At 41.1% G+C, this 13,288-nt stretch carries 14 protein-coding genes; 7 read left to right on the top strand and 7 right to left on the bottom strand.

Translation table 11 applies throughout. The features are described from left to right. On the top strand, nt 1-1,433 hold a 1,433-nt coding region (locus tag NTX86_03600; protein ID MCX5922388.1), incomplete at its 5' end, for a hypothetical protein. Between the two features lie 38 nt (nt 1,434-1,471). Here the strand turns inward: NTX86_03600 and NTX86_03605 are convergent. From NTX86_03605 to NTX86_03615, 3 genes are all read right to left on the bottom strand, one after another. Beyond that, the gene (locus NTX86_03605) at nt 1,472-2,005 is read right to left on the bottom strand and encodes an ankyrin repeat domain-containing protein (protein MCX5922389.1); all 534 of its coding nucleotides are present in this window, start codon (nt 2,003-2,005) and stop codon (nt 1,472-1,474) included. Nucleotides 2,006-2,035: 30 nt separating this feature from the next. Further along, complete coding sequence (locus tag NTX86_03610) at nt 2,036-2,611, bottom strand: ankyrin repeat domain-containing protein (GenBank protein MCX5922390.1); 576 nt, start codon at nt 2,609-2,611, stop codon at nt 2,036-2,038. Nucleotides 2,612-2,748: 137 nt separating this feature from the next. Continuing rightward, the gene (locus NTX86_03615; protein ID MCX5922391.1) at nt 2,749-3,117 is read right to left on the bottom strand and encodes a hypothetical protein; all 369 of its coding nucleotides are present in this window, start codon (nt 3,115-3,117) and stop codon (nt 2,749-2,751) included. Between the two features lie 126 nt (nt 3,118-3,243). Between NTX86_03615 and tgt the strand changes: the two genes are divergently transcribed. From tgt to NTX86_03630, 3 genes are all read left to right on the top strand, one after another. Further along, nucleotides 3,244-4,374: a tRNA guanosine(34) transglycosylase Tgt gene (gene tgt, locus NTX86_03620; protein ID MCX5922392.1), complete on the top strand. Its 1,131-nt coding sequence runs from the start codon at nt 3,244-3,246 to the stop codon at nt 4,372-4,374. Between the two features lie 3 nt (nt 4,375-4,377). Continuing rightward, entirely contained in the window at nt 4,378-5,121 is a 744-nt protein-coding gene (locus tag NTX86_03625; protein ID MCX5922393.1) for an RNA methyltransferase, read from the top strand. Between the two features lie 76 nt (nt 5,122-5,197). Further along, entirely contained in the window at nt 5,198-5,788 is a 591-nt protein-coding gene (locus NTX86_03630) for a hypothetical protein (GenBank protein MCX5922394.1), read from the top strand. Between the two features lie 9 nt (nt 5,789-5,797). On the opposite strand, the gene NTX86_03635 is transcribed toward NTX86_03630, so the two are convergent. Continuing rightward, nucleotides 5,798-6,823 (bottom strand): ankyrin repeat domain-containing protein, encoded by a 1,026-nt coding sequence (locus tag NTX86_03635; GenBank protein MCX5922395.1) that lies wholly within the window; start codon nt 6,821-6,823, stop codon nt 5,798-5,800. Nucleotides 6,824-6,842: 19 nt separating this feature from the next. Next, nucleotides 6,843-7,946: an HD domain-containing protein gene (locus NTX86_03640; protein ID MCX5922396.1), complete on the bottom strand. Its 1,104-nt coding sequence runs from the start codon at nt 7,944-7,946 to the stop codon at nt 6,843-6,845. 103 nt (nt 7,947-8,049) lie between these two features. Here NTX86_03640 and NTX86_03645 point away from each other — a divergent pair, with 103 nt between their 5' ends. Further along, complete coding sequence (locus tag NTX86_03645) at nt 8,050-9,363, top strand: APC family permease (GenBank protein MCX5922397.1); 1,314 nt, start codon at nt 8,050-8,052, stop codon at nt 9,361-9,363. Between the two features lie 138 nt (nt 9,364-9,501). Here NTX86_03645 and NTX86_03650 read toward each other — a convergent pair whose 3' ends face one another. Next, nucleotides 9,502-10,146 (bottom strand): ankyrin repeat domain-containing protein, encoded by a 645-nt coding sequence (locus tag NTX86_03650; protein MCX5922398.1) that lies wholly within the window; start codon nt 10,144-10,146, stop codon nt 9,502-9,504. A gap of 178 nt (nt 10,147-10,324) precedes the next feature. Here NTX86_03650 and alr point away from each other — a divergent pair, with 178 nt between their 5' ends. Next, nucleotides 10,325-11,500 (top strand): alanine racemase, encoded by a 1,176-nt coding sequence (alr, locus tag NTX86_03655; protein MCX5922399.1) that lies wholly within the window; start codon nt 10,325-10,327, stop codon nt 11,498-11,500. Nucleotides 11,501-11,503: 3 nt separating this feature from the next. Here alr and mraY read toward each other — a convergent pair whose 3' ends face one another. Next, the gene (mraY, locus tag NTX86_03660) at nt 11,504-12,568 is read right to left on the bottom strand and encodes a phospho-N-acetylmuramoyl-pentapeptide-transferase (GenBank protein ID MCX5922400.1); all 1,065 of its coding nucleotides are present in this window, start codon (nt 12,566-12,568) and stop codon (nt 11,504-11,506) included. 186 nt (nt 12,569-12,754) lie between these two features. On the opposite strand from mraY, the gene NTX86_03665 reads away from it, so the two are divergent. Continuing rightward, entirely contained in the window at nt 12,755-13,237 is a 483-nt protein-coding gene (locus NTX86_03665) for a hypothetical protein (GenBank protein ID MCX5922401.1), read from the top strand. The last annotated feature ends 51 nt before the right edge of the window (nt 13,238-13,288 follow it).

Raw genomic sequence — 13,288 nt, forward strand, 5'->3', positions numbered from 1 at the left:
AAGAAGCTCAAAAAGTCTTTGATAAAGCAATAACAGCAAGCGATATGGCTGCAGCGCTCACTCAAGCACAAGCAACCTTACAACGAGTTCAGGATGCACAAAAATTAACCATGACGACCAATGATGATATGAAAAAAACCGCTAGCGATGCACTCATGCGTGCTACCGTTCTTGTACAAAATGCGCAAAGCAAATTAGATCAACTAAAAAACGATGAGCAGAAGATATCACAAGAAGCGACTACAGCAGCTCAAACGGCAATAACTCAAGCACAAACCGCCCAAGCTGCTGCCAAAAAGGTCTTAGATGCTGCCACTACACAAGATGCTCTTACAGCAGCCTTGGAGCAAGCCCAAACTGCATTAAATAAGGCTCAAGATGCCCAAAATGCGGCTTACAAAACGAATGATGCTGCCCTCCACAACACTCTTATCGCACAAGCTCAAAATATAGTAGGCGACGCATCCTACACACAAGCACAAGCGCTGCTTAAACTCAGACAATTAATCGGTGACCAAACAGCGATAACTCAAACTCAAAAAAATGTAGATACGGCACGAACAGCCGTGGACGCAGCTCATACACTCGAGCAACTAGAACCAGCACTTGAAAAAGCATTCCAAGCATTTAGATCAGCCGAAATCAATCAAGACTATTATGCAGCTAGCACCGTTAATGACACTCTTAAAGCAGCCGCTCAAAGAGCCCTAGCCGACGCAACGCCACTAGTCAAAATAGCGCAAGATAAATATACTGCCCTCGTCGCTATTCAAAGCAGCATGGCTAAAAATCAACAAACACGAGATGCTGTTAGTGCAGGAATAACCCAAGATGACAACAGAAGCGCACTCAAAAAAGCAGAAAGTGCGCTCATAGAAGCTAAAAACGCCAAGGCATTAGTCGATGCTATTCAAGATGATACCATCAAAGCTTCAGCACAAAATCTGATGAGCTATGCAGCAGAAACAGTAAGTATGGCTCAAGAAAAAATTTATTTCTTCATGAAGCAAGCCATGGACCGCGCCTACTCATATTTAAATATCGCTTCAGAACGCCTTGCTGCCAGCACAACTCCGCAATACATTATGGAGCAAGTCTATCCTATGGGGCAAGCTGTTTACACCGAAATAATCAATGCTAAAGATCTTGGTGAGTTGCTGGGTGGCGATGCTACACAAGCATACCAAGCATTAATTAATACGATGAAAGAACTACAACAAAAAACTGACGCAACCTATATCGCCCTAAAAACTGCTCAAGATCAAGCAATCATGGCGCATAATGCTTCTACAGGCGAAGGACTTTATCCAGATGCTCCATTAGGAGACTTGGTAGATACGCCATTTATTCCAAATGTGAGTACGCTCTTTGATATGCGTGTCTTTTTTGGAGATAAACCTTTGCCATTTCAAAGAAAAGATAAGCATATATAATTCAGAGTAAGCAAATCTGAAAGCTGCTCCTATGGAAATTATCTTTGATGATCAGTAATTGTTTCTACCATAAGTAATTCTGCATATTCCTCAAACAACTCTCTAAAGGTGCGGGTACGTGCCAAATCGCCCACCGTATGACCATTTTTGTTTTTAAGCGTACAATCGACTGCGCTACCTTTTTGCAACAATGCACAAGCTGAAAAGTACTTCCGTTCAGACACGGCAACCATAATAGCTGAATTACCATCATGATTTTGGTGATTAATAGCAGCATTTTTTCCAAGCAAAAATTCTATGCATTTAGAATCATTCTTCTCTGCAGCAAGAATAAGGGGAGTATTTCCACTCTCATCCTTAACATTGGGATCTGCTTTTGCACGAAGTAATCGGCGCATGTCTCGGTAATCTTTTTTTAGCACCGCCGCAGGAAAATTTCTATTGGCATGCGCCTGCATTGCTTGCGTAAGAACAGTTAAATCTTTCGATTTCGCCTCCGATTCCATAGCTCTTAAGCAAGAAAAACTACACAACGCTATCACCGCTACAGATTGCAAAAAATAAGCATTCATAGCAGAGCCCTTTTATTAGATCTAAAAAAACTAGTTAGATTTTTGAAGTAGAGTAATAATAGCAGGATCTTTGGCAAGATCTAATGCTGTTTTTCCTTTGTCTGTTTTTGCTGCGGGATTAGCGCCGGCTTTAAGTAAACGCTTTACTGCAGCAACATGGCCATATTCAGCGGCATTCATAAGTGCTGTTTCTCCATACTTATTCACACATGCAACACAAGCATCTGCTTTCAGTAATGCGTCAACAATGTATGCATCACCGATATATCCGGCTTTAACAAGCGCTGAGCATCCGTACGCATCAACGGCGTTAACATCAGCCCCTTGTTCAATCAAAAAGTCAACTGCTTCATGATGTTTTTTTAAAGCTGCCAACATGAGTGCTGTGCGGTTATCTTCTTTGGCTTTACGAGCTTCAAGAGAGGCGCCAGCCTTCAGGGCCTTACGCATGGCTTTAACATCACCTAATTCAGCCGCTTTGAGTAATCTCACATCGGCACTATCTTTTGTTTTTTTCTTGTACTCAGAACGAGCTATTGATTCATGCGCTACACACGAAGATAGCAATAATCCCACAACAAGCATTCTACGAACCATATTCTTCATATATACCCTTTCCCAAGATTAATAAAATTCTTCTTTAGGAAATTGTATATGATTATCAGTGACAGTTGCAATAAGAATGACATGTAATTTAAAAATGTTGATTACGTTGGCCCAGAAGACGCCTTGAAGCGATCTTTTTATTTTGTTGCATTCATTGATTCTGTCGCCATAGAATCTGCAGCAACGCCAGTCGGTGAAACCGGAGTATCATCTATTCCACTCATTAAATCATTTATTCTTGTGCGAGAGCTTGGCCGATAAGGTTTATGTCTAATTTTTGAAAAAGTAGCACCCAACTTAGAAACTTCATGATTATTAGACGGCTTGATTTTATGCTGAGCAAGCATAGCCTTAATGATTATTTGTTCCTGCTGCTCATGCGTTTCTTGATTTACAGATTGCTCCTCTTTAATGACCTCTAATGAAGGCGCATCTTTTTTGTTCTCTTGCATGCCATCAACAGAGCAAGTCGCTGAAATTAATACTACAAAAATAAAATTTTTCATAAGAATCCTTTAATAACTGGGTATAGTTATAATTTTATTCTAAGTCAATCCTAGCAAAACGCCTATGTTAATGCGCTTGTTTTTGCTATAATGTAAAAAAACCCCTTTAACCGTATGATAATAACCATGACCCAATTTTCATTTAAAATTCTTCATAAATCATCCAAATCTCGTGCTCGAGTAGGTATAATCAACACACCTCACGGTATCATCGAGACGCCTGGTTTTGTGGCAGTAGGAACCAATGCTACCCTGAAGGCCGTTGACAGCACTATGGTTGAGTCTTTAGGCTTACAACTCATGTTTTGTAATACTTACCATTTAATTTTGCAACCAGGCCCTAACACCATTAAAAAAGCTGGCGGCTTGCACAAATTTATAAAACGCAGTGGCCCCATTATTACCGATTCTGGTGGATTCCAGGTATTCAGCTTGGCCTACGGCACCGTCAACGATGAACTCAAAAGCAAAGGACAAAAAAAACATGACGGCTCGGTGATAAAAATTAACGAAGACGGTGTGTTATTCCGGTCATATCGCAATGGTGATGCCGTACTATTAACTCCCGAATCTTCAGTTCAAGCACAAAAGGATCTTGGTGCGGACATTATTATTCCCCTTGATGAACTCCCGCCCTACCACATCGATCCACGCAAACTGGTAGAATCATTGCATCGTACCCACCGCTGGGAAACTCGCTCACTCAACACACACCTTGCCAACCCCAATAATCAGGCAATGTATGCCGTAATTCATGGTGGCATTGACCCGGCATTGCGCAGCAAAAGTTGCGAATATCTGACCAAATTAGAATTTGATGGCTTTGCTGTTGGTGGCAGTTTAGGAAAAACACGCGAAGATATGTTCACTATGCTTGCGCACACCATGCCACAACTCCCTACCGATAAACCAAATCATTTGCTTGGCATTGGCGATCTATTATCGCTCGAGCAGTGCATTAAGGAAGGGGTCGACACATTTGACAGCTCACACCCAACCCGTTGCGCTCGCCATGGTTTGGTGTTCACCAAACGCGGCAATCTAAAAATTTTAAACAGTGGCAACAAAGAACTGTTCAGACCAATCGAAGATGATTGCACCTGCATGGTCTGCCAAAATTACACCGTTGCCTATATTCACCATCTTTTTAAAGCAAAAGAAATGGTGGCTTATAGCCTTGCAACCATTCACAATTTACATTTTATGATTCAATTAATGGCGGACTATCGCCGCAAAATTCTCGAAGGAGAACTCTAGACTATGAAACAGATCATATCCATTGAAAACATGGAAATTAAGTCAGTAGCAGCACTAAAAGACAGCAAAGAACGTTATGCACAAGGCAAATTCATTGCCGAAGGTATTCGCACTGTTTCAACCATGGTGCAAAAGGGCATGCTGCCGTTTATGCTCTATGCTACAGAAAAACTAATGCCACAAGCGCAGGAACTTGTGGCCGATGATCACATCACCCTTGTGTCAGAACAAGTGCTCAAAAAAATCAGCCAAACAACCTCCCCTAGTGGCATATTGGCCGTTTTTGCCATTCCAAAAGCATTAGCTCCGCACACGATTACCCCAGGCTTGGTTCTTGCAAATATTTCCGACCCAGGCAACATGGGCACCTTAATCCGTACTTGTGCTGCGATGAACATTAAGTCACTGGTGGTAGTAGAAGGTGTTGACCCTTACAATCCAAAAGTAATTCAAGCAAGCGCTGGCACTATTGCCCACGTGAATATTTTTTCATGGGATTGGCAGGAAGTTTTGGAAAATAAAAAACAACTTAAACTCTATGCTTTAGTTGTTGATGGCGGAAAAAACCCGCAAACCATTAACAAAGAATTTGCATTACTCGTTATTGGCAGTGAAGCACATGGCATTCCTGAACAATGGCTTGCCGATTGCGACGAACGCATCACCATCCCTATGGCAGGAAACACTGAGAGCTTGAATGCTGCTGTTGCTGGTTCAATTGCTGCTTACGAAGTTTTTGGCAAATAAAAAACCAATCGAGACTTATACATAATTATCGCCGGTCAGCAATGGCCGGCGATATGTTCTAACGAGGAATTGACCTATGAAAAACACAGCATACAAGACATTACTTCTCCTCTGCTTAATCTTGGCAGCACCAGCATATGCCATGGAACAAAAAGTAACCTCTATCGCAGTACAACCAGCTGCTCAAAAACAACAACTAGAAAAAAAGTCATGCTGCACACGCATCATGCATCGGTTCTTTGGAGCTCCCACTCCTCAGCTCGTCATAGTAAGAACCAAACCATTGTCAACACTTACAAAAGAAAACCAACAACTGTTAGACGACATCTCAGAAATACAGAGAGAAATTCGTTGCAAAACGACATGTATAAGAATACTACTTGGAGGCCTTTTATTAGCCAATGCAGCAACAATTTACAGACTTCTGCCAAGCGCTACTTCACACACAGCACCTCAATTATCCATAATTCAATTTAAGCGTGAAAATCACATTGAAGGATATGCGCAATTGAATGCCAACGAAAAAACTATAATAAGCTGTGCCGAATTCCATGAAAAAAATAAGCACACCATACAATGTGTTTTTATAGATACTGAAACTGGCAAAGAGACACCGATACATCCAAAAATGTATCGTACGCTTAAAGATCTTTATACAAAACCATAAGCAACCCCCTTATCTCCGGGCATGTTCTTTAAGCCATGCCTTCATATAATTTGGCATGGTTAAATCATACACTGTCTTTCCCTGTTTATTGCGAATAGACCCCCGCAAAGCAAGCCCTGTAGTCTGTGCCGCCACAATTTTGCTGCAATCAACTAACGCTTGAGCTGCATTGCAATGGCCATTTTGTGCCGCAATCATGAAGGCCGTTAATCCCTCATCATTTTGTTCATTAGGATTCACTTTACTCTTTATCATGAGAAGATAGATACTTTTAGCATCGTTATTTTCTGCCGCACGCATAAGTGGCGTAAAGCCTCTATAACCCTTGAGGTGTGGATTACCACCGCTTTCTATTAACATTTTGAGCATGGATGAATCTTTGTTCTGAGCCGCAAGCATGACCGCTTTTCGCGCAAGTTCATCAGTTAATTGTTGGCGACACTCTAATGCTTTCAAAAGAAGTCCTACGATATGCACATCTCTAGCTTTAATAGCAAGCCCTATGGGTGTTTGCCCGGCACTATTTTTTGCCATGGGATCTGCCTGCGCATCTAATAAAGAACATACTATATCAGCATTAATAACAGGAAATAGATCAAAGTAGGATGACTCTGGTTGGACTGCAAGGGTAAGTGGTGTTTGTCCGTCACTATCAAATGCATTGACATCCAATGTTGTACGTTCTAACGAATTACGTACACCACCAGGCACTTGATCACGTATGCTCATGCATAAAAGCTTATGTGCAAACAATTTTAAAATATTACCAACCTTGTAGAATGGCTCCGGTTGGACTGCAAGGGTAAGTGGTATTTGTCCGTCACTATCGAATGCATTGACGTCCAATGGTGCACACTCTAACGAATTACGTACTCCACCAGACACTTTGTCGCGTATGCTCATGAATGAAAGCTTATGTGCAAACAATTTTAAAATATTACCAACCTTTTCATAGCCATCTTGATTGTGTTGGCATGGCATAATAATGCTACTTGTGCTTAGGAGCAAAGCAGCTATTCCTTTTTTTATATACATAACAACCCCTCTTGCTGGATTATCTCGTGAACTTTAAATACCAACCTTTTCGCGCCAAAGCTTCAACGCGCTTATATTCAGCGGCATACTCCGCGTCGATAGCTGTTAAACGCTGCAAGCCTTGTTCCGTTTGCACCCAAGGATTAACCGCAAAACATTTTACTTTGACATGCTGATCATAGTCAGACTCATCACTCAAAGAATAATAACGCACATAATGCATTACTTTATCAAGTGCTTTTTCAATAATATCATCGTGACTGCTGCACAATATATTCCATATAATTTCATCCTGAGAAAAACAAATATCATCCGTAGTAATAAGATTAAGCTCAACAGCACGCTTCAGAGCAACCGCCGCATGTTGGTAGGTGTAACCATCTGATGCAGCACCAAACACATACTCAGAAAACCATAGAGAAATCATGCCTAATTTTTGTGCCTGAGCTACATGCTCAAAGCTCCACTCAGGATATTCAAAACAAAGGTCATTGACGATTGCACGCACTTCAGCCTCAGTTAATAATTGATCGGCAAGCGCACCGCGCAATAAATATTCAATGCGGTCCACACACAAATCTGGCTTATCTTGTTCCAGCATCTTTTGTTGCTTCTTTTGTACTGCAGAACAACAACCACCAATATGGTGTTTTTTCAAAATATCCATAATGCCAACCTTGTCCAAATACCATTCAAGCTTATCGTCTTGAAAAGAAGATTCAGAAAAATAGGTCCCAAATACCACATCGCCAACATGAGAAAAAACCGTATGAGAAGCATCATGAAGTAACCCCGCCACTTGCTCATCCAAGCAAGCACCAAAATGCCGTAATAACACAAAAACACCTAAAGAATGGTCATAACGAGAAAATGAAATTCCTTTATTGCCACAAGCAGCATCTCGGTACACCGTTACCCCATATTGCTCAATATGTTTTAACCGCTCGAAAGCAGAAGACCGTATTATCTCTACTAACACAGGCTCATGCACCTTATAATCACCGTATTCAGTCTGCACCACTAACTCATCACCTTTATCGATCACAAGCACTTCTGCCTGAAGCGGGTTGACAAAGATGAGTAATAATCCCAATAATAATGAATAATTTTTCTTGTTTATCATGAGTATTCTCCTGCAAACTTATTAGACTTGGCTTCTGAAACAATTCAGATTAAGCTTACAGACTAGGTGACGAAAAATATATAATAAGCTAAAGGTTTTTTACATGAGCATATCCCATACCCAAGAGTATAAATTATCACTTCCCGCAGCTGTTTTGATTAATATCAATATTATGCTTGGCGCAGGTATTTTTATCAATACACCAGAACTGGCAAAACAAGCTGGTATGCTCGGCGCTTTCAACTATCTTATTGTTGGCGTTCTCATGCTCCCGCTCATTCTTTCTATCGCACAATTATTGCGACTGCACCCAGCAGGTGGGTTTTATACCTTTGCACAAAAAGAAATCAATCCTTTTATTGGATTTTTAAGTGGTTGGAGCTACTTCACCTCAAAGTTGGCCTCTAGTATGCTGATGATCCACGTGTCAGTCACCTTGCTCCAGCTCATTATACCCAGCATTGCATGGATACATCCTTTTGCCCTCGACACCATGGTTGTCTGCCTTTTTTCTGCGCTCAATATGTTAAATATGAAAGCCGGTAGCACCATACAAACCATGTTTATTGGTTTTAAAACAATTCCAATATTCTTTGCGATTTTAAGCGGTATATTTTTGTTTCAAACGAATAATTTCATCGCCACGACAATCATGTGGGATGGCATCTATACGAGTTTACCTTTAGTGATTTATGCAGTCATTGGTTTTGAGGCTGCATGCTCCATGAGCAGTAAAATTAAAGATGCACACAAAAATGCACCGCTGGCAGTACTTATTTCTTTTGGCATTGTGATATCAATTGCTTTTTTATATCAGGCACTCTTTTATGGTGCACTCGGCACTACATTAACCCATGTAGATTATCGCGGAGCATTTCCCGCATTATTACATGCACTGTTTGGCGACTCCCTGCTCACCCATAAATTGGCAGGATTACTGCATATAGCCATTGCATCATCCACCTTGGGGGCTGCTTATGGCATCATCTTTAGCAACTCATGGAATTTGCACATCTTGGCACAACACCACCATATTATCGGTTCTCGATTCTTTACCAAACTCAATAGCAACTTCATTCCCTTTGCTTGCGTTTTGGTCGAAGGTGCGCTCTGCTTAATGTACTTGATAATAAGCCAAGGCAATCATGTCCCCTTACAACAAATTGGTGCCCTCGGATGCGTTATTGCCTACACCTTAAGCGTGATAGCACTCTTGCATGCAACACGCAATAATCCTGCTACGACCATCAAACGCTGGATTCCTATGCTTGGATTAGTAAGTTGTGCCATATTAATGACAGCATGCATCAATAGTTTTTTTGTGAAAGGAATGAGTTCACTCATTGTGTATTCATTGTTAATCGCGTTCGGCATTGGCATGTATAAAATTACTTTGCAGCGCGCACACAAACAATAAATTTGATCTTTTTCATGGTAAACATCAAGCAGCTGGGGCACAAATGGACTCCCTAGAGAAATAAATCTTTTTTTTGTAATATTTAAACAGTCTGATCATTGATTCTTTTTCAGTTTTCAGTGCGATCTGTTCTGCTGTTTAACCCAATGCATTCCTCACATACATGGATGCACCATATGAAAGTAAAGTATGTGCCAGTTGCACACGCCTCCCACGAACAGCACACATAAGGGGAGTAAAACCATCTGCGTCACAGGAATCTACATATGCGCCAGCTTTAAGTAATGCTTCTGTACTCTTTATATTGTTCATATAAGTCGCTTGCATAAGTGCAGTATTTCGATGATCGTCTCGACTATTCATGTTGGCCCCAGCTCTTGATAGCACATCTATACAGTCAATGCGCTGCTCATAACTGGCATGCATAAGCGCTGTCCAATCGACATTATCAGTATTGTTAATATTCGCTCGAGCGCCTATCAGCACCCGCATGCAATCAGCATGTCCATGTCTAGCTGCATGCATTAAGGGCGTCATACCATCAACACCAACGCCATCTACATCGTGACCCTGTTCAACCAACATGGAAACTTTTTCTGCATCACCATTGCAAGCCGCCCTTGTTAAACGGCTATCTCTAAAACAATGAATTAACCCATGACACACGGTACCAACAACAGCCAGTTGCAACAAACCAGTGTTCAAGTCAAACGCCATTGAAGTAGTAACATTATTATGGAGACTTACTATGACTACGACAAAAACAAGAATTAGTTTGCGCATGCTATAATAAATCCTATTTTAAAAAACAATGTGACATTTAAACTTCAGTAAAAAATAAAGGTTTTTATATGAACAATCCAGAAAAAATATCTAACGCACTATAAAAATAACTCTTTATTTTAATGACAATTTAATGTCATACTAAGATAAACGCAAACACAAAAACATTGAGAACATCATGAACCTTACACAATTCACAACAAACCGCACAGCAATTACTCCTGACCAACAATACGTTCATGCAGCAACATGGTTAGAAATTAATCAACAAGCGCTCGAACATAACATACAGAGTTATAAAGCTGTTATAGGTTCTGCGTTGCTTGCACCCGTGATTAAAAGTAATGCGTATGGCCACGGCATAGAACAGGTTGCTAAAATTCTTGATAATCACGAAGCTATTGGCATGATTTGTGTTGTAAGCTTGTCAGAAGCTCTCACGCTGCGCACCCTCGGCATACAAAAACCATTACTCGTACTAAGTATCATTGATGCTGATATAAAAAAAACCGCTCTCCACAACATCACCCTCGTTGTGTATACCATTGCTATGGCTGAAGCAATGAATAACGTTGGTAAAGAATATAATAAAAAAATGTCAGTGCATGTGAAAATTGATACGGGACTTGCTCGCCTTGGCGTGCCAATAGACACTGCCTTGGAATTTATTACCACACTCTCGCGCATGCCATACATTCACATCGAAGGCATCTTCACTCACTTTGCTAACTCAGAGAATAAAGACCAAACCTATATGACCCTGCAGCTTTCTCGATTTGTACACGTGTTAAATTCTCTTGAGCACCACAATATCCACATTCCGTATTGCCACGCAGCATCATCTGCTGGCATCACCGGAAATCTCAACAGTCACTTTAACATGGCACGGGCTGGCATTGGCATCTACGGCTTATGGCCATCACTAAGTAATAAAGAACGCGCACAAAAATTGCATCCAGATTTTACATTAAAACCAGTACTGTCGTGGAAAACAACGATCATTCAAATTAAAGAAATTCCAGCAGAAAGTTATGTTGGTTACGACTTGACGTATCAAACAAAAGAAGCAACACGCATTGCAGTTTTACCGGTTGGTTATTGGGATGGATTGAGCAGAAAACTTTCTAATAAAGGCGTGATACTCGTACACAACAAACAAGCGCCGATTATTGGCAGAGTTGCCATGAATCTCACCTGCATTAATATTACCGGCATCGATGCATCCATTGGCGATGAAGTAACGCTACTAGGAGCTGGCATAAGTGCTGACGATTTAGCCGCACAATGCGACACTATTAACTATGAAATAACCACACGCATCAATCCATTGTTACCGCGTATTATAAAACTATAATCTCTATCGCAACTTTAATGTCACAATAGCAAGCAAGCAAAGAATTAAAGAAATGATGCCAAAGCGCACAGTAATTTTTGCTTCAGGCCAACCAAGCAATTCAAAATGATGGTGAATCGGCGCCATTCTAAAAAGGCGTCGTCCCAAGTAACGATATGACAGAACTTGCAACATCACTGATACGGTTTCGAGCATAAAGAGCCCGCCAGCAATAGGCAGTAGCATCTCTTGCTTTGCCATGATTGCCATCAACGCTAAACCACCACCAAGGGCTAATGCGCCAACGTCACCCATAAAAATTTGGGCTGGATAGGTGTTATACCATAAAAAGCCTAGCGATGCGCCGACAAGAATAGAACCAAGAACGGTCAGTTCTGCGCAACCGGCAAAAGGAATATGCAAATAAGAAGCAATCACGGCGTGCCCAGCCAAGTAACAAACCAAAGAAAACGTAGCAAAGTTTTGCACCAATGCCCCAATGGCAAGACCATCAAGACCATCGGTCAGGTTGACTGCGTTACTGGTTCCTACCAAGATAAACATAACCCAAGGAATAAACAGCAACCCAATATCAGGTTGTAGATTTTTAAAGAAGGGAAATACTATCGTGGTATCAACCACCTGGGTAGCATACAAAAGCAACCCGGTCACCCCCGCCACAAAACATTGCAGGTTAAATTTCAGTGCGGCCGAAATGCCCTTTTTCTTCTGAATCTTGTTCCAATCGTCCCAGAAACCTATGGCGCCAAAGCCAAGCAAACACCATAAAAATATCCAGATGCGAACATCGGCCAAATTGCACCATACAAGGACACTGCCCACGACCACCATCAGAATAAAGAGCCCACCCATGGTTGGCATATCGTCCTTTTTTCTGTGGTTTTCTGGGGTCCACTCACGAGCCTTAGACCTAAAAAATCTCTTGGACATAGCAATAAACCAATCGCCAAAGATAAAGGAGAAGATAAGGGCGGTTAGAAGAGAGGTAACTGCCCGCACACTGATATAATGAAATACGTTAAAAAATGGGGCACATTGCTTGAGATGTAGCGATATATGGTATAACACACTAAAAACCTGGTTAAAATGGGGAAAATGGCAATAACGATTACTCAGTCCAGAATAGCTTAAATCACTATTAAATCAACCTATTGCCCCCCCTGTTGACTATAGAACTCTATGGTTTAGACTGAGTAGGTGATAAAACATGTTTAAATAAACAAATAAACCCCCAAGACACGGAGGAATTTTATGATGTGTCCTTTATCAAAAAATGGAATTAAAAACAGCTTGTTGCTGGTAGTAGGATTAGTAATTGCAAGCAGCGCGCAAGCACGAGATATCGTAGAGATCTTGGATCATGTGGAAACACATATCAGACGTGCCGGTGCAAATCACACAGACATCGTTAATTATCGCGAGAATGTTCGCAAGGTACTCTGTGATTTCTTAGATAAAAGCAATAACGAACGCTACGAAATTCACTTGGATAGAATACAAGTATACGTACAAGCCTTGCTCGTATTTGTAGAACATCCACACTATCAAAGCGCAAAGGCAACACTTGCCAAGCTGCATAAAGATCTTGTCGACATGCTCAAGATCTTAAGAGAAAACCGAACCGCCTTTTCACTTGGCACAAAACTTAACAAATACAAACCTCTTTTGCCTAACTGCATCAGAAGTAAGAACGTATTTGAACTTGCTAGCGCAATCAATCACCGCCTAGCATGCTAATAGACTAAACATTTACATCATCCTTTCTTTTATTCCCTATGGTGTCGATCG

This window comes from Candidatus Dependentiae bacterium (assembly GCA_026389015.1).
Lineage (GTDB): Bacteria > Babelota > Babeliae > Babelales > Vermiphilaceae > JAPLIR01.